At 58.1% G+C, this 22,437-nt stretch carries 19 protein-coding genes; 15 read left to right on the top strand and 4 right to left on the bottom strand.

What is annotated here, in order from left to right; genetic code table 11:
- The first annotated feature begins 23 nt into the window (after nt 1-23).
- On the top strand, nt 24-689 hold the full coding sequence (locus tag ACPOL_RS06220) for an HAD-IA family hydrolase (protein WP_114206291.1): 666 nt from the start codon (nt 24-26) through the stop codon (nt 687-689).
- 15 nt (nt 690-704) lie between these two features.
- On the opposite strand, the gene ACPOL_RS06215 is transcribed toward ACPOL_RS06220, so the two are convergent.
- Entirely contained in the window at nt 705-1,310 is a 606-nt protein-coding gene (locus tag ACPOL_RS06215; RefSeq protein ID WP_161557228.1) for an FMN-dependent NADH-azoreductase, read from the bottom strand.
- 85 nt (nt 1,311-1,395) lie between these two features.
- Nucleotides 1,396-2,142, bottom strand: coding sequence for a 3-deoxy-manno-octulosonate cytidylyltransferase (kdsB, locus tag ACPOL_RS06210; RefSeq protein WP_414633361.1), 747 nt, complete (start codon nt 2,140-2,142; stop codon nt 1,396-1,398).
- 225 nt (nt 2,143-2,367) lie between these two features.
- Between kdsB and ACPOL_RS06205 the strand changes: the two genes are divergently transcribed.
- From ACPOL_RS06205 to tsaE, 7 genes are all read left to right on the top strand, one after another.
- Complete coding sequence (locus tag ACPOL_RS06205) at nt 2,368-3,471, top strand: isoaspartyl peptidase/L-asparaginase family protein (protein WP_114206288.1); 1,104 nt, start codon at nt 2,368-2,370, stop codon at nt 3,469-3,471.
- Between the two features lie 140 nt (nt 3,472-3,611).
- Nucleotides 3,612-4,829: a cell division protein FtsQ/DivIB gene (locus ACPOL_RS06200; protein WP_161557227.1), complete on the top strand. Its 1,218-nt coding sequence runs from the start codon at nt 3,612-3,614 to the stop codon at nt 4,827-4,829.
- A 4-nt stretch (nt 4,830-4,833) separates the two neighbouring features.
- Nucleotides 4,834-6,036 carry a cell division protein FtsA gene (gene ftsA, locus ACPOL_RS06195; RefSeq protein ID WP_114206286.1) on the top strand — a complete coding sequence of 401 codons (1,203 nt, stop codon included), beginning with the start codon at nt 4,834-4,836 and terminating at the stop codon, nt 6,034-6,036.
- Between the two features lie 68 nt (nt 6,037-6,104).
- Nucleotides 6,105-7,514: a cell division protein FtsZ gene (ftsZ, locus tag ACPOL_RS06190; RefSeq protein WP_114206285.1), complete on the top strand. Its 1,410-nt coding sequence runs from the start codon at nt 6,105-6,107 to the stop codon at nt 7,512-7,514.
- A 262-nt stretch (nt 7,515-7,776) separates the two neighbouring features.
- Nucleotides 7,777-9,063: a penicillin-binding transpeptidase domain-containing protein gene (locus ACPOL_RS06185; protein WP_114206284.1), complete on the top strand. Its 1,287-nt coding sequence runs from the start codon at nt 7,777-7,779 to the stop codon at nt 9,061-9,063.
- Between the two features lie 180 nt (nt 9,064-9,243).
- On the top strand, nt 9,244-10,893 hold the full coding sequence (locus ACPOL_RS06180; RefSeq protein WP_114210631.1) for an NAD(P)H-hydrate dehydratase: 1,650 nt from the start codon (nt 9,244-9,246) through the stop codon (nt 10,891-10,893).
- Entirely contained in the window at nt 10,853-11,329 is a 477-nt protein-coding gene (gene tsaE, locus ACPOL_RS06175) for a tRNA (adenosine(37)-N6)-threonylcarbamoyltransferase complex ATPase subunit type 1 TsaE (protein ID WP_114206283.1), read from the top strand. The genes ACPOL_RS06180 and tsaE overlap by 41 nt, the downstream gene beginning before the upstream one ends.
- A 115-nt stretch (nt 11,330-11,444) precedes the next feature.
- Here the strand turns inward: tsaE and ACPOL_RS06170 are convergent, their stop codons facing one another.
- Together ACPOL_RS06170 and aroE are read right to left on the bottom strand one after the other, a co-directional pair.
- Nucleotides 11,445-12,014, bottom strand: a complete 570-nt coding sequence (locus tag ACPOL_RS06170; protein WP_114206282.1) for a hypothetical protein — start codon at nt 12,012-12,014, stop codon at nt 11,445-11,447.
- Between the two features lie 31 nt (nt 12,015-12,045).
- Nucleotides 12,046-13,611: a shikimate dehydrogenase gene (aroE, locus tag ACPOL_RS06165; RefSeq protein WP_114206281.1), complete on the bottom strand. Its 1,566-nt coding sequence runs from the start codon at nt 13,609-13,611 to the stop codon at nt 12,046-12,048.
- Nucleotides 13,612-14,241: 630 nt separating this feature from the next.
- Between aroE and ACPOL_RS06155 the strand changes: the two genes are divergently transcribed.
- The 7 genes from ACPOL_RS06155 (at nt 14,242) to ACPOL_RS06125 (ending at nt 22,426) form a co-directional block, all read left to right on the top strand.
- Nucleotides 14,242-16,275, top strand: coding sequence for a M3 family metallopeptidase (locus ACPOL_RS06155; protein ID WP_114206279.1), 2,034 nt, complete (start codon nt 14,242-14,244; stop codon nt 16,273-16,275).
- A gap of 85 nt (nt 16,276-16,360) precedes the next feature.
- Complete coding sequence (locus ACPOL_RS06150) at nt 16,361-17,179, top strand: SDR family NAD(P)-dependent oxidoreductase (protein ID WP_114206278.1); 819 nt, start codon at nt 16,361-16,363, stop codon at nt 17,177-17,179.
- A 9-nt stretch (nt 17,180-17,188) separates the two neighbouring features.
- Complete coding sequence (locus ACPOL_RS06145; RefSeq protein WP_114206277.1) at nt 17,189-18,133, top strand: glycoside hydrolase family 16 protein; 945 nt, start codon at nt 17,189-17,191, stop codon at nt 18,131-18,133.
- Nucleotides 18,134-18,197: 64 nt separating this feature from the next.
- Nucleotides 18,198-18,629 (top strand): NIPSNAP family protein, encoded by a 432-nt coding sequence (locus tag ACPOL_RS06140; protein WP_201759106.1) that lies wholly within the window; start codon nt 18,198-18,200, stop codon nt 18,627-18,629.
- Between the two features lie 144 nt (nt 18,630-18,773).
- Nucleotides 18,774-19,583 carry an ABC transporter ATP-binding protein gene (locus ACPOL_RS06135; RefSeq protein WP_114206276.1) on the top strand — a complete coding sequence of 270 codons (810 nt, stop codon included), beginning with the start codon at nt 18,774-18,776 and terminating at the stop codon, nt 19,581-19,583.
- A 93-nt stretch (nt 19,584-19,676) separates the two neighbouring features.
- The gene (locus ACPOL_RS06130; RefSeq protein WP_114206275.1) at nt 19,677-21,335 is read left to right on the top strand and encodes an NAD+ synthase; all 1,659 of its coding nucleotides are present in this window, start codon (nt 19,677-19,679) and stop codon (nt 21,333-21,335) included.
- A gap of 44 nt (nt 21,336-21,379) precedes the next feature.
- Nucleotides 21,380-22,426: a DsbA family protein gene (locus tag ACPOL_RS06125; RefSeq protein WP_114206274.1), complete on the top strand. Its 1,047-nt coding sequence runs from the start codon at nt 21,380-21,382 to the stop codon at nt 22,424-22,426.
- Nucleotides 22,427-22,437 lie beyond the last annotated feature (11 nt).

Raw genomic sequence — 22,437 nt, 5'->3', positions numbered from 1 at the left:
CACGTGCGCAATGAAGGAGCAGGATGAAGCTAAAGGTCAAAGGGATATTGTTCGATATGGACGGCGTCCTGGTCAGTTCGATCGGGTCAGTTGAGCGTTCCTGGACGAGATGGGCACTGATGCATGGGCTCGACCCCGTAGAGGCGATCAAGAGTGCCCACGGTCGACGCAGCATCGAATCGGTAAGAGCGTTGCGGCCCGATCTCGATGCGGAAGCAGAAAACACCAGGATTGAAGACTGGGAGATTGCGGATACCGACGGCGTGGAACAGCTGGCTGGCGTCGGCGACCTGATCGCCCGGTTACCGGAAGGGTCCTGGGCTATTGTGACATCGGCCACCCGCCGTCTGGCCGAGACTCGACTCCAGGCGGGTGGAATCATTCCGCCAGCCCGTTGGATCAGCGCGGAGATGGTCACGAACGGCAAACCCGATCCCGAACCCTACCTCAAGGGAGCAGAATTACTAGGGTTTGCTCCGCAGGACTGCCTCGTTATTGAAGACGCCGCAACGGGAGCGGAGGCCGGACGAGCAGCCGGCTGCAAGGTGCTCGCCACAACTTTTTCTCATTCCGTTGAGAGTCTTGAAGCCGCCGACTGGGTCATCGATTCTCTGGAGCACCTTACCGTGACGATCCTGCCGGACGGGCAGGGGTTAGAACTTGAATTTCAACCCCTGCCACGGCCTTAAGTCGGCTGCCAGATGTCAGGCAAGCGCCAGAATCTGTTCGGTTCCAAGTTTCAGGCCCGCTTCCGCCGCCTCGGCAGCCCGGCTCTGGTTGTTCGCCAAAGCGAAGTGCACGTCCGTCAGCCCGATGAAGCCGAGAATGGTCTTTAGGTAAGGTGTTTGATGATCTAGAAATGCCAGTTCTCCAGTGTATTCCCCGCCGCGCGCCGAAGCGACAATCACCTTCTTCTTGGAGTCGAGAAGCCCCTTATAGCCACCTTCGCCGATAGAGAAAGTTGCCCCCGGCCGCACGATCTGGTCAATCCAGGCCTTGAGTGGAGCGGAGATGCTGAAGTTGTGCATGGGAGCGCCAATTACGATCGTATCGGCTTGGGAGAGCTCTTGAATATATTCGTCAGAGGCGGCCAGTGCCGCTGTTTGTTCAGCGGTCCGGTGGTCCTTGGGCGTGTAGGCAGCCATGATCCAGGCTTCGCTGACAAAAGGAGCGGGTTGAGCAAACAAGTTGCGGGTGATGACGTTCCCGCCTGGATACTTCTGCTGCCATTCAGCTACGAATTTCTGAGTAAGTGAAGTGGACACAGAAGCCGGACGAGGGCTTGATTCAATGACAAGCAGGGTAGGCATAGGGAACTCCTCGAGCAAGATAGTCGTTACAACAACTAGATGACCAATTCTCGCTCGCGATTCAGTCGTTTGCGAGACTAAGCGATTAATTTTCGGAGATCGAAGCGCCCTTGAGAAGGATTGTCTCTGCGGCCCCGAGGTCCTCTTCGGTATCAACGCCGATGGTGTCATAGGGAGTCAATTCGACATGGATATCGATGCCGTTTTCTAAGAAGCGAAGTTGCTCCAGGCGCTCCGCGGCCTCGAGTGCGCTGGCAGGCAGGGTCGGGAAGCGCAAGAGCGCAGACTTGCGGTAGGCGTATATCCCCAGGTGTTTTCGGTAAGACACCATCCCCGTCTGATCGCGGTCAAAGGGGATCGTGGCACGCGAAAAATATAGCGCGCGTCCGTCCCCGGTAGTGACGACTTTGACGGCGTTTGGATTGCTAACCTGGTCCGGAGCGCAAGGGGTCGCCAACGTCGAAACCAGTACCTCGCTGCCGCTGATTGAGGCCGATATCATGGGGCGGAGCAAGGCATCGATATGCTCCGGGCGCAATAGCGGTTCGTCACCTTGGACATTGACATAAATGTCCGCATCAACTCTCTCGGCTACAAAGTGGAGGCGATCTGTCCCGCTGGCACAGTCCACTGGAGTCAGCATTACCTGGAAGCCGGACTTTCTCGCGAAGTCGACCACCTCGTTGGAATCGGTCGCGATCAAAACGTCGCTCAACTGGCTGCAGGCTCTGGCCGCCCGGTAGACCCAGGCCAGCATCGGCTGCCCCGCAATCTCGCGCAGGACTTTCCGAGGAAGGCGAGTGGATGCAAGACGGGCAGGAATGACGGCAATAATCCGTGGATGCGGACCCAGGCGAGCCTCCGTACTAGATGATTCGTCAGTCTAGCTTTTTGGAGGCCAGGGCGCCAATGGAGCGACCTCGTGGACTCGCACCACGAAGCCTTCATACCCGCCGCCACGAGGGTAACGTTTAGCTGGGCCCTTCGTGGCGCTAAGATAAACACTCAATCCTGCCGCATGGGGAAAAATTCCATCAGCATCGTTAGAAAGGTCAGAATGAGAGTCCTGCTGCATGCGGTCACTGCTGTGTGCTTGATTGGTTACGGCTCCAATCTGCAGGGGCAGGCCGTCTCCTCTCAGGCCGCACCTCTGCCACCAGCAATGAAGTGGGCCATCGCGATCCATGGCGGCGCTGGCGAGACCGAATGGGAACACATGGACGCAGCGACCGCTGCTGCTTACCACGCTTCACTGGATCGCGCTCTCGCAGCAGGAGTGGACAAGCTTAGTCATGGCGGAAAGGCTCTCGACGCCGTCGAGGCAGCGATCATAGTTCTAGAGGACGATCCACTCTTCAATGCGGGTCGCGGCGCCGCTTTCAACTCTGAAGGCAAGAACGAGATGGACGCTTCCATCATGGACGGAGCGACACTCGAGGCTGGTTCTGTAGCCGGGGTTCGTTTTACGAAGAATCCAATCTCGCTCGCCCGGGCGGTTATGGAGAAGACCCCGTATGTCATGGTGGCCGGTCCTGGAGCGGATGCTTTCGCGACCAGCATCCATCTACCCCAGATGCCCGCCTCTTATTTCTTTACCGAAGCGCGCTGGCAGGAGCTGCTCCAGGTTTTGCGGGCGGGTGGAAGGCCGCTTCCTCCGCGCCCGGCCGGTGTTCCCCCGGAGCATCAAGGGCACGCCAGCTTGTCTTTGCCCTCTTCCTTTTCGCAGTTGAGGCCGTTTGCTCATAAATATGGGACGGTCGGCGTGGTTGCCCGCGACATCCACGGCGACCTGGCCGCCGGCACTTCCACCGGAGGATTGCAGGGCAAGATGCCGGGCCGAGTCGGCGACTCGCCGGTGATTGGCGCCGGCACCTACGCCGCGAATCATGCTTGTGCAGTCTCATCCACCGGAGTTGGAGAGTATTTCATCCGCCTCTCGGTTGCGAAGGAGATCTGCGTCCTGGTGGAATACAAGGGTTTGTCGATCCAAGAGGCAGCCGATCAGGTCATTCGTCACGAGGTCGCCGCGCTCAAGGGTGGAGAAGGTGGCGTCATCGTTCTTGATGCCAAGTCAGATCCGGTGTGGAGCTTCAACACTTTAGGGATGTTCCGCGCGCGGCAGGTTGAGGGCGGCGAACCGGTTGTCGAAGTAGGGAAATAGTCGAACCAAAGCGTTCTGGAGCTTTCGATCGTAGTTCTTTCATCGATACCTCGCCGTTCGAATCTGAAATTCACAGGCCGGAAGCTGGCGCGAGCCGGGCTATAGTGTTCCTTGGCGGTTCTTCACGACCTTGCTCGGGCGTGGCGAAAACTGACGGACAACTTGGTCGTGTCACCACGCGCTTCTCTCCTACTGGAAGCGTCAGGCCAGGTGCGCTTGCCGAAGACGATGCCTTGGAGGCGACCACGGGTGGCAGCGCTTTCTATCGCCCTCCCGCTAAGAAGTCATCGCCGGAGCGGCCGTTGCCTGCGGACTTTCCCTTCAGAGAAAAGAAAGCCGGCGCAAATGAGGACGAGGACGAACCGTTTCTGCGGTCACGGCGACGTGTTGCCGTTCGTCGCGGCATCATCCCTCGAGGTCGTTGGGGCCGAATCGGCATTACTGCTGGCGTCGTTGCGCTGACCGGTGGCCTTGTGTGGCTGGCGATTGTCATTCGTCACTTTGCTGCGCACGACCCTCGCTTTCGCATCGATTCTTCGGAAAATATTCAAATACTGGGAAATTCTGAGGTGACTCAAGCAGAGTTGCTCAGTGTTTTTGGCGGCGACATGGGTAGGAATGTCTTCTTTGTCCCACTTCAGGAGCGTCGCGCCGATCTCGAGCGTCTGCCCTGGGTGGAAAGGGCCACGGTCATGCGTCTGCTTCCGGACCAGTTGCGGGTCGCGGTGGTCGAGCGGACCCCGATTGCCTTTGTGCGCACCGGCAACAAGATTGGCCTGGTCGATCGCGATGGCGTGTTGCTGGCCATGGATCCGAAGACGATCGCTGCCAAACATTATTCGTTTGCAGTCGTCACCGGAATCACTGCCAGTGATCCGCAATCGACGCGGTCCGCGCGTATGAAGCTCTATCAGCGCTTCGTTGCGGAACTCGACTCGGGAGGCGATAAAATCTCGAACCAGCTGAGCGAAGTCGACCTCTCCGATCCCGAAGATGTGAGAGCGGTAGTGGCATCCGAGGGAAGCGATCTGTTGCTGCATCTCGGCGACCAGGATTTTCTGACCCGATGGCGCAATTATCAGCAGCATCTAACCGAGTGGAAGCAGGAATATCCAAAGCTGGCCTCTGTGGACCTTCGTTATGAGCGTCAGGTAGTTCTCGAGATGCAAAAGGGGGCATCGATTGCTCCCGGGCAGGACGCGGCCGGAAAGACCATGGACGACTTGAAGGCGGAGGCCAGCGCCATCTCCCCGCGAGCGGCGCGGCAGATGGCTGCGGCGAGCAAGAAGACAGGGATCAAGAAACCAGCGCCGCGCCGAAGTGCGGCAACCTTCCACGACCAGCCGGTCAGGAATTAGAAGCATGAGTCAGAGAGCAGACGATCTCATTACGGTCATCGATGTCGGGAGCGCCAAGACCCGCGTCCTGGTTGCCGAACTGCACGAAGGGGCGCTGCGGTATCGCGGTCATGCCATGATCGATTCCAGAGGGATGCGCAAGGGATTGATCGCCGAACTTGGCCCGGTAACTGAATGTATCAACCAGGCTGCCACCGAAGCTGAACGGCTTGCCGGCGGGGTGATCGAGCATTGCGTCATCGGTGTCGGCGGCCAGCATATTCGTGGAGTAAACAGTCGCGGCGGCATCAGTCTGGGGACCCGGTTGCGGGAGATCACCCGTGAAGATGTTCGAGCTGCAGTGGATCGCGCCCGATCGGTTTCTCTGCCCGCCGACCGCGAGGTGATCCATTTGCTGCCGCAGCAATTCCTGTTGGACGACCAGCCGGGCATTCATGATCCGGTGGGGATGGTCGGCACCAGGCTCGAAGTGAACCTGCACTTGTCGACCTGCTCCGGCGGGGTCCTTCAAAGCATCATCACCTGCGCTAACAAGGCTGGTCTTGAGGTAACGGAGACCATCTTCGAGGCAATCGCCGCGGCTGAGGCAATTGTCTCTGCGGACGAGCGCGAGCTTGGCGCCTGTCTTATCGATATCGGCGCCGGGTCTACTGAACTGGTCGTGTTCTTCGAAGGATCGGTGGCCCATACGGCCGCCATACCGATCGGTGGTGACCACTTCACCAACGACCTGGCTCAGGGGCTGCACGTACCCGTACCCGAGGCGGAGTGGTTGAAGCTCGAGTTCGGACATTCGGTGGTCACCGCCGTTCCGAATTCGAGCGAGCTCACCCTGAGTGACGGCCGGGTGATTCGCCAGCGGGTCATCGCCGAAATGCTCGAACCAAGGGCGCGCGAGTTGTTCTATATGCTCCGCGATAATCTCCGTCAGGGCGGGGTGCTCGAGGCGCTCGGAGCGGGTTGCATTCTGACCGGAGGAGGCGCACGGATGGCGGGACTACTGGAAGTCGCTGAAAGCCTGCTCCGCGTTCCGGCACGCATCGGCTCGCCGGTGAAAGTTTCGCGGATGCCCGAAGAGCTGGCCGAGCCAGAGTGCGCGGTCCTCGTAGGCATGCTGCTTTACTCGCATCGCACCGGAGTGCTGCGGGCGGCTGAAGACGGCGGGTTGAAGGCCAAGCTGAGGGCGATGTTCGCCGGCACCATTTGACCGTGTTCGCCACAAACAGGATCAGCAGACGGATTGAAGAGAGAGATTCGGAACAGAGGAGCCAAACAATGAGCTATCCGGAAGGAATTCGTATTCAGTACCAGGAAGAGATGCCGCGCAGCGCGAAGATCAAGGTGATCGGCGTTGGCGGCGGGGGCGGCAACGCAGTCAATCGAATGATTCAGGCCCGGGTCGAGGGCGTGGAGTTTATCGCAGCGAATACCGATGTCCAGGCGCTCCAGCTTTGTCAGGCTCCGGTGAAACTACAGCTCGGAGTGAAGCTGACCAGCGGACTCGGCGCCGGCGCGAACCCGGACGTCGGCCGCCGTGCCGCCCTCGAGGACTCGGACAAGATCATCGAGGCCCTCGAAGGCGCAGACATGGTTTTTGTGACGGCCGGCCTGGGTGGCGGCACCGGGACCGGTGCGGCACCAGTGATTGCGTCTTTAGCCAGCGAGATGGGAGCGCTTACCGTGGCCGTGGTCACCCGGCCATTTGGCTTCGAGGGTAAACGGCGGATGAAGCAGGCCGAGCGCGGCATGGAGGAATTGCTCGAAAGCGTGGACACGATGATCGTGATTCCCAATGAGAAGCTGTTGGCCGTCGCCAAAGATGCAGGGTTCTTCGAGTCATTCCGGATCGCGGATGACGTCCTGCGGCAGGGTGTGCAGGGGATCTCAGACATCATCACCATTCCCGGCATCATCAATCGCGATTTCGCCGACGTGAAGACCACCATGGCTGGAATGGGCTATGCGGTCATGGGAACAGCCATGCGAGCCGGCGCGAATCGCGCCATTGAAGCGGCGCAGGCTGCGATGGCCTCTCCTCTGCTCGAAGATGGAGCCATCGACGGAGCGCGCGGCATCCTCATCAACATCAGCGGTTCGAGCACACTCAAGCTCAGCGAGGTCAACGAAGCTTCCAGCCTGATCCAGAATGCCGCCCATGAAGATGCCAACATCATCTTCGGCGCGGTGCTCGATGAAGCCATGGGTGACGACGTCAAAATCACAGTGATCGCGACCGGTTTTCGCCAGGAGCAACCGGAACGCCGCGAGCGCATGCTAAATTCTGTGCTCAATGCCCATGTCCCGCCGATGGCGTTCGTCCGCAGTGAGACTGCGAATGACACTCCGCGATTCGCCGGAGAGGCTCGAGACGAAGCGGCCTCTTTCCGGAAGCCGGAAGAACCGCCCGTCATCGTCTACTCCACCGGTTCTTTGAGGATGGAGGAGCCGACTTCCCCGAATATCACGGCCGTGGCGGACCCCACCCACGACGTGGACTTCCTGCAGCCGATTGATTTTGCAAGTCGAGAAGGAGAGGACGTGGAGGGCGCGCCGAAAGAGCATCTGGTGATGGTTGCAAATAGGCCACAGCCGCGCATGTACAGCGGGTCCTTGGACGCTGAGGAGCATGACACGGAACGGGAAGACCTCGACGTCCCAGCGTTTTTGCGTCGGGGAGGGCTGTGACAGGTTTACACTTAGACAGGTTTACACTGAGGGAGTGATTCAGCTTTGAGGTTTCAGGTGGATGTCCCGAGGTCGCGCAACCGCGACGCTGGCTCCGGGTCTAAATTACTTCCGGTTCACGGCGGTTTTGGTTGTATCCCGATTTGGAAGGCATCTTACTATTTTGGGACTCCGGCTGGAATTTAGCAGCAAGAGAAGAAATGCCTTACCTTACCGATCATTACACTCTGAGGGTACCCGTTCTTCTAGAGACCTGAAATTTATGAAACTGAACACACTCATAAAGTCATTATTGACGTCCCTTCTAATGCCGCTGGGAGCGGCGATGTCGCCGGTTTGCGTAGCAGCGACCGTCCATCACGTCCACCATCATGCCGGACAGGCCACCGCGTTGCATGCAGTCTCTGCGCATTCTGCTCATGCATCGACGCTTCAAAGACGAGCGGTCCATGCAGCTGGCTACGCGGGTGCTCATACCGTCGTGCATTCCTCCGGAAGGGCGGGCATGCGGAGGGCGAGCCTGGCTTACCGCCGGCGCCGTTCGTTCGAGCGATTTACGGGAAGCTCGTTTGTCGACGCCGACCTGACCACCGGGGACGTCACCGCCGGGGAAGACCCGGTGGTCAGAGCGGCTGCGGTCGAAGCTCTAGGAAATATGAATGGTACGGTTGTGGCCATCGATCCGAAGAACGGCCGCATTCTCGCCATGGTGAACCAGAAGCTCGCCTTGAGCGGGGGCGCCGAACCATGCTCGACGATCAAGGTTTCTGTTGCCTTGGCAGCACTGCAGGAAGGCATTATTACCAAGGACACTCCGGTCAACCTGGGCGGCAGCTATCACATGACGCTCACCGAGGCTCTGGCCCACTCCAACAACCTTTATTTTGAGACCCTCGGCCGGACCCTCGGATTTGAGCGAGTTCGCCATTATGCAAATCAGTTTGGTCTGGGGGAGTTGGCTGGCTACAATATCCCGGGCGAGACCCTGGGCACCTATCCAGACGAGGTACTTCCAGAGGCTCAGGGCGGCGTCGGCAGAATGTGCAGCTTCGGCGAGGGCGTTTCGATGACGCCGCTGCAGTTGGGTGCTCTCGTCTCCTCCATTGCAAATGGAGGGACCCTTTACTACCTCCAGCATCCAACCACGCCCCAGGAGGTGCTTGATTATCATCCTAAGATCAAGCGCACCCTCGATATTTCGAAAGTGATTCCAGAAATCCAGGACGGTATGCACGCTGCGACTCTTTACGGTACCGCCCGCAGCCTCCGTGCAAACTTCAACGAGTTTCCGGTGATGGGCAAGACCGGCACCTGCTCGAACAATGGCACCCGGTTTGGCTGGTTTGCTTCCTACGCAGATACCCAATATGGACGCATAGTCACGGTCTTCTTCCTCGAAGGAGGACGTCCCACCTTCGGACCTCGCGCCGCGGAGTTGACCGGAGTCTTCTATCGGAATCTTTGGGACCACAGCTACTTCGTGGAGAAATCGGCACCGGATCAATCAACCGCGCCAGGCAATGCTACCGTGCTGGGCGTCTCGCAATAACAATGCAAGGGTTAGTCATTCAAGACCGGCCTCCGACTGGAGGCCGTTTGTTTTTCGGCGGAGAATAAAGAGAAGTCGGTCAAAATTGCAGGAGAGTGCGTTCGATCAGCTTCTTCCCCGGAGATGCCAAGACGCCCTCTGCTTGGCATCGACGACACTAGTAGAATGCGCTGGGTGCCAATGAAGATTCTTACCGCTAAAGAGATGCGCGAAGTCGACGTACGGACGGTCGAGCAATATGGCGTCGCTGCGACGACGCTGATGGAGAATGCCGGCGCAGCGGTTGCTCGCTTTGTGCTTCGCGAGTTTCCCGACTATGCCCGCATCACGATTCTTTGCGGACGGGGCAACAATGGTGGGGATGGCTTTGTGGCCGCCCGCGCACTCGCCGAGGCTGGACGGGTCGTCGCTGTCCTGCTTCTTGGAGAAGCGGCTGACCTCAAGGGCGATGCCAAGGTCATGTTTGAGCGCCTTCCGCAGCGGGCCCTCTTCGCGAAGGACGAAGCAGCGCTCGACGAACCTTCTGTCCGAGCGCTTTTCAGCAATACTGAACTATTTCTCGATGCCGTCGTAGGAACTGGCTTCCAGCCCCCCTTGCGTGGCGTCGTGGCTGCCCTCGCCGAACGCATCCATGGCCTCGAAGCGCCGGTGGTTGCCGTCGATCTTCCGTCCGGGTGGGACGCCGACTCGCGCGGGGCCGACTCGCCTGGGGCCTTCCGTGCCGATGCAGTTGTCACCTTCACCGCACCGAAGCCGGCCCACCTATTTGGCAACATGACGCGAGGGGGGATCGTGGTCGCCGGGATTGGTTCTCCCGAAGAAGCCATCATTTCAACGACTGGCTTGACGTGGAGCGGTGCGGCAGCCGAAGTCTCCCATAAACCCCGCGTTCCAGACAGCAACAAGGGAATGTTTGGCCACGTTCTCGTCGTAGGAGGAGCAAAAGGGACGGCGGGAGCTGCTGCAATGGCGTCGGTCTCAGCTCTTCGCGCCGGCGCTGGACTGGTGACGGCCGCGGTTCCGGAATCAATTCTCCCGACGGTGGCGCGCGCCGCACTTGAGCTCATGACTGTCCCCCTGGTTCAGGGCAAACACGGGGAGATCGCTCGCGTCAACGCAGATCCTGAACGCCTCAAATTTTTGATCGAGAAGATCACGGTTTTGGCCGTGGGTCCCGGGATCTCCCAGCATCCGGAAACGGCCGAATTTGTGATCGAACTGGTTAGACAGTCGCGATTGCCTCTGGTCCTTGACGCTGACGCCCTGAACATCGTCTCGAAGAACCCCGAGCTTCTCGACGGAAGCCAGCGCCCGGTGATCATCACGCCTCACCCGGGCGAGATGGCGAGACTCATCGGTGGGAGTGTCAAGGACGTTCAGGCGGATCGCGAGAATACTGCTCGCAACTTCGCCACGCGTCATCAGGTTACCGTTGTCCTCAAAGGCTGGCGAACTTTGATAGCGCATCCCAACGGCGCGGTCGCCGTAAACACTACCGGCAACCCGGGTATGGCGAAGGGAGGCAGCGGAGACATCCTCACCGGAATCGTTGCGGCCATGGTCGCACAATATGCCCGCGATCCGGCTGCCGAGAACGTCGCTGCGGCAGTCACGGCCGCCGTCTACCTCCACGGACTGGCTGCGGATCTGGCGGTGTTGGAACAAGACGAACATACCTTGCTGGCGACCGATACAGTTTCACATCTTTGTAACGCTTTCCGCTATCGCTCTAAGGACAAAGGCGGGTATGTTTGGTTACAGGGGTTTCCAAATGCCGAAGACAGAAGATATGACAGCGGAGACAACCAGCAACGAAGGCCAGGTGTTTGAAACGAACGGAAGCGATGAGACCATTGGCGTCGGGCGAGAGATCGCCAAGCTGCTGACCCCGCCCAAATTTCTGATCCTTCGCGGCGATCTGGGTGCTGGCAAGACCACGCTGGTCAAGGGAATTGCCGAAGGTTTGAATGCAGCTGAAGCGGAGGAAGTAACTAGCCCGACCTTCACTCTGATCCACGAGTACGAGGGCCAGTTTCCTGAGTCCGGACACGAGACGCCCGTGAAGTTGTACCACCTGGACCTGTATCGAGTGGATGCGGAAAGACAGCTTGAAGCTTTGGGACTCGATGAGCTGGCGGGTCCGGATAGCATCGTTTTGGTTGAATGGGGGGAAAAATTTCCCAGTGTGGTTAAGCGCAGCGATGGAGAAATTGTGGTGAAGTCCGCTGGCGGTGACGCCCGCCGGATTACTGTGAACCTGCGTTGAGCGCTTTTCCGCCAGGCCGAGCGGCACCGATCCTGGCTAGCTTTGATATCCCAAGCCAGCTTTAATATCCCATGTCGGCCAAGCCGAGGAGCAGTGTATCTTCGGGATCCGTTGACTACGCTCTAAACATAAGGAACAGGATCGCGCCCAGGACGACCAGAAGCAGCACTACGATCGAGATCGCCCAGGTTCTGACGGTCTTCTTGAGGGAAGTTAGCGCCTCGAGAGTTTGGGCTTGCCGTTGCGTCTCCGACTCGAAAGACTTGCTGATCCAGGTCAAGCGCTCCTGCAGATACTTAAGGTCGGCGGTCTGATTCTTCAGCTGCCCATTGAGGTCCCGCAAAGACGCGCGTATCTCCTCATACTCCTCCTCCCGATGATGGTCATCTGGGGTTGGCATAGCCGCCCCGCCGCCAGCGCTAAGCACATTGGTGCCCAGCACACTGCGCTCCAGCAGCGGCAGTACGCGCGCAAGATACGGCAGAAGAACTCGAAGTTGAAGCAAGATGCGCCACATGGAAGGACGAGGATCCTTTTTGTCTTCAAGAGACAGAGCGGTTATAGGAGTATGACTGAGTTCGGCGTGCGCTTCCTTCAGATTCGGAGACGGGCTTTGTTCGTCGGACGCCAATTCGATGAGACGGTCTATTTCGGAGACTTGCCTGGTGAATGGTGACTTTGCCATAGGGAAGGTTGTAAGGGATCCATCGCTGTTCTTAGTGAGAGCCGTTGGCCGTTGCCGCTCGCTGCCGCAGCGAGTGAAGGACTACCCGTAGCATCTCATCTTCGGGAGCTGGCTTGCCAGTCCAGATCTCGAATTGCCGAGCGCCCTGATGCACGAACATCTCGATGCCGGTGATCACGGGAATGTTCTTCGCCCTCGCTGCTTTGATGAGCGGCGTATCGATAGGGTTATAAACCAGGTCGAAGACGATTCGCGCATTGATCTCTTCCGGCTTCAGCAAGGAGTGGGTCTTCACGCCACCCATTCCGACGGGCGTTGCATTCACAATGACATCAAAATCGCTCTTGCCAAGCTGTTCGGCTTTTGCGACCTTGGCTTTCGCTTCCTTGGCGAGTTTTTGAGCATTGAGCAAGCTTCGGTTCAGGATCGAGACCTCGGCGCCTTTTTCCTTGAGTCCGAAGACTGCGGCCCGGGCAGCGCCGCCTGCACCCAACACCAACACCTTCGCGCCGCGGAGAACTAAACGCTTCTCCAGCGGTCGAACCACGGCAGCCACATCGGTGTTGAAACCGTACAATTTTCCATCCTGAGAGCGGACGACGGTGTTGCAGGCGCCGATTTTTTCCGAAATGGCGTCGGTCTTTTGCAGATGCTTCAAGATTTCCTGCTTGAACGGCATCGTCACACTCAGCCCGCTCAAAGGAACCTCGCGAACCAGAGTCAGCAAGTCGCTTAGGGCCGAGGTCTGAAGCGGCAGGTATACGGAGTTCACTCGTTCTCGCCGAAAGGCGGCATTCAGCATCGTCGGGGAGAGTGAGTGCGTCACTGGATTGCCGGCAACTCCGTAAACTTTGGTCGCGGCGTCAAGTTGATCGACCCGGTAAAGTTCGAGCAGCGTCTGTGCCGAAAGCTGTCCAGGCGCCGTTTCCTCCCCCGTTGTTGCTGAGGCAAAGGTGAACACGCTGCCGGAGCGGGGCCCAAGAATGCGGCTGATGACGCCCTGTTCGCCCATACAAATACCCACCACATTGGCCTTGTCTCGTGCACGCTCCAGAAAGCGGATCAAGGCGACGTTGTCGGCCAAGCTGCGGGCGGTTGAGACTACTTTGATGAACTCCGGCTCGAAGGCTAGCATCCGCTCGAAGACGCCGTCCAGGTCTTTAGTGGTCACGAAATCGTGGTAGGACAGGATCAGCCCGCCGCCCTGTGCCCGCAACTTATCCATCGCTGCGGGGCGGATCTCCTCGGCGGTCTGCAATTCCACGTCAACCAGTTGACAGCCTGAGGCGATCGCCTTTTGAAGGACGTCCAGCTCGGCATGACTGGTGCCGACGAATCTGCCGCCAACTGCTTCGCGACGGCAGGTCGCGATGGCAGTCACTTCGGGGTGCTTGCCGAGAAATTCCTTTAACGCAGGAAGCGCCGCCAGAGGTTTAGGGAGATAGTCGATGCGGAATTCGAGAAATGTCGTCTCGCGGTAGGCAGTCTCCGCTTTCTGAACCAGATCCACGGGGGTCGAACCGATGATAGCGACGCAGATCTTACCGATCCGGGCTCGGAGGTAGTGGGAAGAGACAGATGAGAAGGTAGAATTCATGAAGTGACTGCGGCATCTTACCGGCGTTTTCGCCAGGATGCAAGATGATTGCCGCAACCATCGGCCGGGTGGCGCGTCAACGAGCGTCTACTTTGAATTCCCGTGGAGCGCACGCATCAACAACGGTGCGATTCCGAGGACAGCAAAGATCAAACCCAAGACCAGGTAGATCTCCAGGTGAGCAGCTTCATTCCAATGGTAGGCCCCGGCAGCCAGTGAAAACAGGACAATAGCGAAGACTATGCAGACCCGCGAATGCTGCAGTGGAGAGAATCCCATGGGAACGGTATTGGGCGCCCGCATCATGGACGGCATTATAAGCCGACCCCATAAGGTTTGTCATAGCAAGATATAAGTAATTTATTAATAAAATCGCCAAGCGGGTCGCGTGACCGGCTGCGGGCGAGCCCATGCTGCTCTCTGAGCGGGACTTGCGGGGGGGTCTCATTCTGGCATGACCGCCCAGTACTGCTGCCCCCACAGCGTTCAATCCCACTTCACCGAAACGATATGGCTTGGGGAAATGCCACCGGCCGCACCCCCAGAAAAAACCATCTATTCTGAAGAGTGAGGGCTTCCGCAGTGGTGAGGACTTCAGCCGGAATTTTTGAGGAGCGATCGAAAAGCCATATGAGTGTAGAGATAGCAGAGAGAAGAGAAGCGGCACTTGCAGAGGGCGCTGTCTCGCATGCCTGGATGGAAAAGGCCGATGCGGCCAGCGTGAAGGCGTGGGTTGACGCTCGTCTGGACCAATATCAGGCGAGTATCGACAAGCTGGTCTCCGTTCCAGGGCATCGGACGATTGAGAATACTTTGCGCCCCTTTGATGACGCTCAGGCTGTGCTGGCGATCGCCGGGCAGCAGGCATCGCTCCTCGACAGTGTCCATCCCGACAAGGCGGTGCGGGATGTCGCCCAAGCGGCGACGCAGAAAATCTCGGCGGCGGCGACCGCCTTATCGCTGAACCAGGAAGTTTATAACGCCCTCAGCGCTATCGACATCACCCCAGCGGACGCGGCGACGCGCCACTATGTCGAACGCACGTTGCTGCAATACCGGCTGTCCGGTGTCGATCGCGATGAGGCTACCCGCTCCAGGATCAAGGAACTGCAAGACAAGGCGACCGAGATCTCCCTGGCCTTCAGCCGGAACGTGCAAGAAGGCGCCCAGCATATCCAGGTGACCGAGGCCGAACTAGCCGGGCTTCCCGACGATTACTTGAAGGCACATCCTGCCGGGGAGGATGGCTTGATCACGCTCAGCACCGACTTCCCGGACATGCAGCCGCTGATGACCTATTGCAGGAATGCGGAGGCGCGGCGCCGTATGTTCCTCGCGTACCAGACGCGCGCCTATCCGCTGAACAAGGAATTGCTCCTCGACCTGCTGAAGGTCCGTCAGGAACTGGCCACGATTCTGGGTTACAAGACCTGGGCCGATCTAGCTACCGCCGACCAGATGATGCAGTCCGCCGAGCGGATGCAAGCCTTCCTGGACGAATTGGAAGAGGCGTCCAGGTCCGGCGCTGAGCGTGAATACGCGATGGTTCTGGGTTTCGCAAAGCAACAAGAGGCAGGCCTCGAGGAGATCGACTTGGCCGCCCGGGGCTACTGGTATGAGCAATTCCGCCGCTCCGCCTTCCAGTTCGATTCCCAGTCCGTCCGGCCATATTTCCCATACGCGCAGGTAGAACAAGGCATTCTCGCTACCGCGGAAAAGCTCTTCCAGGTACGCTTCGAGCAAGTCGAAGATGCCGACGTTTGGGATCCTTCAGTCAGTGCCTGGCGAGTCTTCGACGCCGATAAGGAGATTGCCGCTGATCGTGATGGAGAGAGGCAGATCGGGCTGTTCTATCTCGACATGCATCCGCGCGAGGGCAAAGATAAATGGTTCAGTGCCGCGCCCCTGGTGCCCGGCGTCCGCGACCGCCAGTTTCCCGAAGCGGCCTTGATCTGCAACTTTCCCGGCGGGAAAGAGGGCGACCCCGGCTTGATGCAGTACAGCGACGTTGTCACCTATTTTCATGAATTCGGCCATCTCATGCATGCCATCCTCGGGGGTCATCAGGAATGGGCGGGCATCAGCGGGATCCGCACCGAATGGGACTTTGTCGAAGCGCCCTCACAGATGCTCGAAGAGTTCTTCCGTGACCCGAAGCTGTTGGCCACATTCGCCCATCATTATGAGAGTGGTGAGGCGCTTCCGGCCGAGATCGTCCAGCGCATGAATCACGCCAGTGCCTTCGGCCGCGCCGATAGCATCCGGACTCAGCTGGTTTACACCAGCTACTCACTCGACACGCATAATGTCGATCCCGAGAAGATCGATCTCGATCGCCTGCTCCAAGCGGAATACAAGCGATTCTCTCCCTACGCCTGGATTGAAGGGAACCGCATGTACGCGAGTTTTGGGCATCTGATCGGGTATTCGTCAAACTACTACACCTACCTCTTCGATAAGGCAATTGCACTTGACTTCTTCAACCAGTTCGATCGTGAAAACCTGCTCGAAGGGCCGGCCGGCCTACGTTACCGCCAGACAGTACTCGAGCCCGGCGGCGCTCGCCCGGCCCGGGAACTGGTGCAGGAGTTTCTCGGCAGACAGCAAAGTCTTGAAGCATTCAAGGCCTGGATCAGTGAGGAATTCGCTAGCCCAGCTTCATAAAACCTCTGAACGAGGGACGCTGGGATGCAATTCAGCCGCTTCTTTAAAATTTCTTCCCGGCTTCAGTCAGGTTTTGAGGAATAACATGACCAGTTCAGCTCAAGGATCGTCAATTCTACGCAAGCGATGGCAAGGTAAATGGGGACTCGTCACCGGAGCCAGCGCCGGCATCGGTATGGCACTGGCTGAGGAGCTGGCTGCCGCCGGCGTGAATCTGGTGCTGACCGCACGCCGCCAGGATCGACTGCAGGCCCTCGCAGCAAAATTGGCGACCGCCTTCGGTATCCAGACCAAGGTCTTGGTCGCCGATCTGGAACAAGCCGACGCTCCTGAGCAAATCTTTGCCGCCACTGAGGGCGCCGGCCAATCGATCGATGTCCTCATCAATAATGCCGGCTTTGGCTACTACGGAGAGTTCTCCAAAGGGGACCCGGCCCGGCAAACCGCCATGGTGCAGGTCAACTGCTCTGCGGTCGTCGCGCTCACCAACCTGTTCTTGCCCAGGATGATCGCTCGGAAGCGAGGGGACATTATGATCGTTGCATCGACCGCGGCCTACCAACCAGTCCCGTATCTGGCGACCTATGCGGCTACGAAAGTCTTCGATCGCTTTCTCGCCGAAGCCCTGGCCCAAGAGGTGAGACCCTTTGGGGTTCACGTTAGTGCACTCTGTCCTGGACCTACGGAATCTGAGTTCGGCCAGGTCGCCGGCTCACCGGCAGACCAATTTCGCGGATCGCAGAAAGCCAGTTCTGTCGCCCGGAAGGGATTGGAGGGACTCGCGCTCGGAAGACAGTGGGTGATCCCCTATTTCGTTGGTCAGGCCGGGGTGTTTGTTCAACGCTTTTTACCGCGACGGATGGTGACGGCTGGAGTCGCGAAAGCTTTCCGCCCCAAGAATTAAGGCGACTCTATGGCAGATATCGAATTCCCCGAATTGGGCGCTGTCTGGTTACGCGGGAAACGCCTTTTGTTATTCGGCTGCCTCTTGTTCGGCTGGGCTTCTGTGCGCGCCGGAGCGCAAGCAGTTCCAACCGCTCCGACCGGCAAAGAGACGCTTGTCTGGAGCGACGAGTTCAACGGCAACGTGCGCCGCGGCCAGCCCGATCCAGCCAAATGGACGTACGACACCGGATCTAGTGGCTGGGGCAACAAAGAGCTCGAAACCTATTGCGCATGGGGAAGCAATGCATCTCCGTGCACAGCTGAACAGCCTAGTGCCTACCTGCTCGGCGACGGCTACTTGCACATAGTCGCCCGCAAAATGGGTGACGGCGTTTATTCATCAGCCCGCCTGAAGACCCAGTCTCTCCACGGCTTCCTTTACGGGCGTATCGAGGCCCGTATTCGCATTCCGGTAGGGCAGGGGATCTGGCCCGCTTTCTGGATGCTTGGTGACAGCATCGCTGCAGTCGGGTGGCCAGCCTGCGGCGAACTCGACATTATGGAGAACATTGGGAAAACTCCATCGACCGTCTATGGTTCCATCCACGCTCCAGGCGGCGATTTGACCAAGAGCTTGACTCTTCCTGACAGCCAAACGTTAGGAGAGGCGTTTCACGTCTACGGCATGATCTGGTCCCCGGGACGAGTTCAGTTCTACTTTGACAATCCCAGCAACGTTTATGCGAGGTATACTCCGGCTGACCTACCGAAGGGCGCGATCTGGCCCTTCGATACTGGAAAGTTCTTCATCCTTCTGAACGTCGCTGTCGGCGGCAACTGGCCCGGCAATCCCGATTCATCAACGAAATTTCCCCAGGAAATGCTGGTCGATTACGTGCGGGTCTACGCCGAAGGGCAAGACTCTCCAAAAGCCGCGGCGGAGCATTCCTCAGTAAGGGAGATTTTGCACTGAGTTGCTTGCTTGCCTCCACTTCTCCTGTCTTCACATTTTTGGGGATTGCTCTAAAATGGCGGGTATGAATAGAAGAGACCTGCTCCAGTCCGTTCCTGCACTCGCATTTATTGCCGCTCCATTGCAGGCCCAGATGACTTCTCAAGCATCGAGCGCCCCGGCGGGGGCCGTCTATGAACTTCGCGTTTATCACTGCTATGAAGGTAAGCTTGAAACCTTGCTGACTCGCTTTCGCGAGCACACCATGACAATCTTTGAGAGACACGGCATCCACAACGTGGCGTACTGGACTCCCACTGACGATCCTCTCAAGGGCAAGACCTTGATCTATCTCATCTCCCATCCCTCGCGCGACGCCGCCACCAAGAACTGGCAAGCGTTCCGGGACGATCCGGAGTGGCAGAAAGTGCAGTCCGCTTCAGAAGCCAACGGCAAAATCGTCGAAAAGGTAGATTCCACCTTCATGACGCTGACTGATTTTTCCCCTCATATTTAGAGGAGAAAGATCGACAGTGTCATGCGTTGGAACTTTTGTGATGCTGATGCGAATGATGGAAATGCTCTAAGCTGATGGACAGAGGAGAGATTCGGTTTGAGCAGCAGTCCCCAGCCCCCTCCCATCCAGACAATCGTCGAGAGCATGGGCGCCAACCATCCTCATGAGCGGGTTGATGAAGGCACCAATGGCCATGTCGACAAGAGTTCGCCATACATTGCGTTTGAGCATGTATCGAAATCCTTCGGCAGCCTGAGTGTTCTCGACGACGTCAGCTTCTTTGTGCTCCCGGGCGAGACGTTGTGCATTCTGGGCCGCAGCGGCGTCGGTAAGTCCGTGTCTTTGCAGCAGATCATGGGCTTTCTCAAACCCGATTCCGGCTCGATCCTGGTGGCCGGCGAGAATATCTGCGGCTATACCGAAGAGCAGATGCAGGTGGTTCGCAAGAAAGTGACGATGGTCTTTCAGAATGGCGCTCTGTTTGACTCGTTAAGCGTGGGAGAAAACGTAGCATTCCCGCTGCGGGAGCGCGGCGAACTGGTCGAAGATCAGATCCTCCAGATCGTCAACGGACTCCTGGAGATGGTGGGGGTTGCCGGCATGGCCGACCTGCTTCCATCGGACCTCTCGACCGGCATGAAAAGGTCGGTGGCCATCGCTCGGGCGCTTTCCTCGCAGCCGCAGGCCATCCTCTACGATGAGCCGACGACGATGGTCGATCCGCTCATGGGCCGCTTGTTGGGAGACCTGATTCAGAAGCTTAAACACCAACTGAAGCTCACCAGCATCGTTGTGACGCACGACATGCGTTTTGCCGAGAAGCTCGCCGACCGAGTCCTCTTCTTGCACGAAGCCAAGGCCCACTTTTTCGGGACCATGACCGAGATGCAGAAGAGCCAGGACCCGATCATCCGGCAGTTCCTGGACCTCGACGCGCTTGTGCTGCCGGCGTAACTTTGTTGAAGGCCGGGGTCCTCTCCTCTACGATAGGGCGCCATCGGCTGCTCCATTCATCGCATTGCTAATCTGGATTGCTACACTAGATCAGTGAAGATTGCGCTCGCACAGATCAACCCCACTATCGGGGATTTCGTTGGCAACACTGCGAAGATCATCGAGTTTACCCGCCGGGCGGCTGGTGGCGGAGCTGAGTTAGTCGTTTTCTCCGAACTGGTAATCTGCGGCTATCCGCCCGCGGATCTTCTCGAAAAGACATCGTTTGTCGCTCGCGCCGGACAGGCGGTTGCAGAAGTGGCGGCGGCGACTGCTTCGCTGCCGATAGCGATCATCTGCGGGTATGTCACTCCAGCGAACCTGACGAGCGGCAAGCATGTGCGAAATTCTGCTGCTTTGCTGCGCCACGGGCGAATCGAATTTATTCAGTCGAAGATGCTGCTGCCTTTCTACGACGTCTTTGACGAGCAGCGATACTTCGCTCCGGCCGAACGGCAGGAGTTGACTTGCGTGAAGCGCGTAAGCGTTGCCCTCACGATCTGCGAAGACGCATGGAACGACAAGGGCTTCTGGCCGGCAAGGCTCTATGCCGTTGATCCGGTCGAAGACTTGATGCGGGAAGCCGGCGATGGGGACGACAAGGTGATTATCAATATCTCCGCCTCCCCGTATTGGCGAGGTAAGCGGCAGGTGCGATTTGAGATGCTCGCGGCAATCGCCAAGCGTCACCGCACCCCGGTCATTCTGGTAAATCAGGTCGGCGGCAACGACAGCCTTATCTTCGATGGATCAAGTCTCGCGATTGGTCCCGATGGACAGCTTCTCGCCCAGGCCGAGGCCTTTGAGGAGGACCTGGTCTTTGTCGACACTAAGGCGCTTTCCGGGGACATCCGTCCCAAGGATCGTACTCCGTATGCCGGTATCTATAAGGCTCTCGTGCTTGGCACCCGCGACTACGTTCGCAAATGCGGCTTTTCAAAGGCCCTGGTAGGTTTGAGCGGAGGGATTGACTCAGCCTTGGTCGCTTCTATCGCAGTGGACGCGCTAGGCAAGGAAAATGTCCGAGGCGTCACTATGCCGAGTCAATATTCCTCTACTGGATCAGTAGGCGACAGCCGCGCCCTGGCCGATACGCTTGGTATTCAACTTGATCAGATACCCATCGAGGGGCTTTTTGAGGCTTATGAACAAGCTTTGGCGCCCATCTTTGCTGGAACGAAGCCCGACATCACGGAAGAGAATATCCAGTCTCGGATCCGTGGCGGCCTGCTGATGGCAATGTCGAACAAGTTCGGCGCCTTGGTGTTGACTACTGGAAATAAGTCCGAAATGTCAGTCGGCTATTGCACCCTTTATGGGGATATGGTGGGCGCCTTAGCCGTCATAGGCGATGTGATGAAATCGCGCGTTTACGATCTTTGCCGCTACGTCAATCGTGCACGCGAGGTAATTCCTAACGCGATCCTCGAAAAGCCGCCCTCGGCTGAGCTGCGGCCCGGTCAGAAGGACACCGATTCCTTGCCGCCTTACGACGTGCTCGATCCGATTCTTGAAGCCTACGTGGAACGCTATGAAAATCCAGAGGCGATCGCCGCACAATTCGGTTTTGATCTTGAACTTGTACGCTCCGTCGTCAAACTAGTAGAGCGCAGCGAGTATAAGCGCCAACAGGCCGCGCCGGTGCTCAAAGTGACCGAGAAGGCGTTCGGCATGGGGCGCCGTTTCCCGATCGCCGTCAAGGTCCAGGTTTGAGCATCTCGAAGAAATATTTCACTGAGTTCTGAGAAGAGGTTTCAATGTCATTTAGTTCTCGGGCCCGCAAGTCAGGGGATTGGTTCGCACACACGGCCCTGCTGGGATCGTTTTTCGCTATTTCTTTCCTTTCGGCATTTGCTCAGAACCAGGCTCAGCCGCCAGCGCAGCAGGAGCTTCCTGCAGCACCAGCTCAAGCGTCGGCTGCGCCGCAAGCCCTGACCTTTGCGACGCCCGATCCCAAGAACTTCACAGCAGACAAGCCCACCTCTCCTGAAATCAACGACTTCCTGAAAGCCACCTGGGGCTACAATCCGGATCTCGGATGGCAGGTCGAGGCGGTGGCCAAGACGCCAGTCCCAGGGATCAGCAAGGTGACTGTGGCCATCGGTCAGAAAAGCAATCCTGCTCAAGTCGGGCAGCTGGTCTTCTTCGTCCTTCCCGATGGGCGACACATTATCTCCCAGGACGAGATTGTCCCCTTCGGCCCTCACCCTTTTGAGGAGAATCGCAAAATCCTGGAAGCGGAGGCTGCGGGCCCTGCTCGTGGTTCCGCCTCGAAAGCATTACTGATCGTCGAATTTGCCGATTTTCAGTGCCCGCATTGCAAGGATGCGCAACCGACCATCGATCGCATGGTCAAGGAGTTCCCGAACGCCCGATTCGTCTATGAGAGCTTTCCGCTTCCGCAGCATAGCGAAGCTCCGAAGGCCGCAGCCTACGGAGTGTGCGTTCAAAAGGCGGGCGGTGATGCGGCTTTCTTCAAATACGCCGATCAAGTCTTCGCCAACCAGGCAGGCTTAACGCCAGAGCAGTCCGATCAGACTCTGAAGGATGTAGTCACAAAGATCGGCCTTGATCCAGCCAAGATTACGGCCTGTTCGACGTCTTCGGTAGGCGTCGATGGAGTGAAGGCCTCACTCGACCTGGCCCACAAGCTTGAGGTCCGAGAGACGCCATTCCTCTATGTCAATGGCCGCGGATTACCGATCGGCGGGATCCAGTACGATCAATTGAAATCCATAGCACCACACGAAGCACTTGGAAGGAAGAGGTTGAGGAAGGCAGGAAGTCAGGTTTGGGGAGCGTAGCGACCGAGATC

Source organism: Acidisarcina polymorpha (assembly GCF_003330725.1).
GTDB classification, from domain to species: Bacteria; Acidobacteriota; Terriglobia; order Terriglobales; family Acidobacteriaceae; genus Acidisarcina; species Acidisarcina polymorpha.
Note: the sequence above shows the minus strand (reverse complement) of the source record. Positions and strands in the feature narration are given on the sequence as shown.

Excerpts from the sequence above, each read along its gene's own strand:
- ACPOL_RS06170 (WP_114206282.1), bottom strand. The coding sequence starts at position 12,014 with ATGGCAAAGTCACCATTCACCAGGCAAGTCTCCGAAATAGACCGTCTC.
- tsaE (WP_114206283.1), top strand. The coding sequence starts at position 10,853 with ATGACAGCGGAGACAACCAGCAACGAAGGCCAGGTGTTTGAAACGAAC.
- ACPOL_RS06185 (WP_114206284.1), top strand. The coding sequence starts at position 7,777 with ATGAAACTGAACACACTCATAAAGTCATTATTGACGTCCCTTCTAATG.
- aroE (WP_114206281.1), bottom strand. The coding sequence starts at position 13,611 with ATGAATTCTACCTTCTCATCTGTCTCTTCCCACTACCTCCGAGCCCGG.
- ACPOL_RS06215 (WP_161557228.1), bottom strand. The coding sequence starts at position 1,310 with ATGCCTACCCTGCTTGTCATTGAATCAAGCCCTCGTCCGGCTTCTGTG.
- ACPOL_RS06145 (WP_114206277.1), top strand. The coding sequence starts at position 17,189 with ATGGCAGATATCGAATTCCCCGAATTGGGCGCTGTCTGGTTACGCGGG.
- ACPOL_RS06140 (WP_201759106.1), top strand. The coding sequence starts at position 18,198 with ATGAATAGAAGAGACCTGCTCCAGTCCGTTCCTGCACTCGCATTTATT.
- ACPOL_RS06135 (WP_114206276.1), top strand. The coding sequence starts at position 18,774 with ATGGGCGCCAACCATCCTCATGAGCGGGTTGATGAAGGCACCAATGGC.
- ftsA (WP_114206286.1), top strand. The coding sequence starts at position 4,834 with ATGAGTCAGAGAGCAGACGATCTCATTACGGTCATCGATGTCGGGAGC.
- ACPOL_RS06205 (WP_114206288.1), top strand. The coding sequence starts at position 2,368 with ATGAGAGTCCTGCTGCATGCGGTCACTGCTGTGTGCTTGATTGGTTAC.
- ACPOL_RS06155 (WP_114206279.1), top strand. The coding sequence starts at position 14,242 with ATGAGTGTAGAGATAGCAGAGAGAAGAGAAGCGGCACTTGCAGAGGGC.
- ftsZ (WP_114206285.1), top strand. The coding sequence starts at position 6,105 with ATGAGCTATCCGGAAGGAATTCGTATTCAGTACCAGGAAGAGATGCCG.
- ACPOL_RS06150 (WP_114206278.1), top strand. The coding sequence starts at position 16,361 with ATGACCAGTTCAGCTCAAGGATCGTCAATTCTACGCAAGCGATGGCAA.
- ACPOL_RS06220 (WP_114206291.1), top strand. The coding sequence starts at position 24 with ATGAAGCTAAAGGTCAAAGGGATATTGTTCGATATGGACGGCGTCCTG.
- ACPOL_RS06125 (WP_114206274.1), top strand. The coding sequence starts at position 21,380 with ATGTCATTTAGTTCTCGGGCCCGCAAGTCAGGGGATTGGTTCGCACAC.
- ACPOL_RS06180 (WP_114210631.1), top strand. The coding sequence starts at position 9,244 with ATGAAGATTCTTACCGCTAAAGAGATGCGCGAAGTCGACGTACGGACG.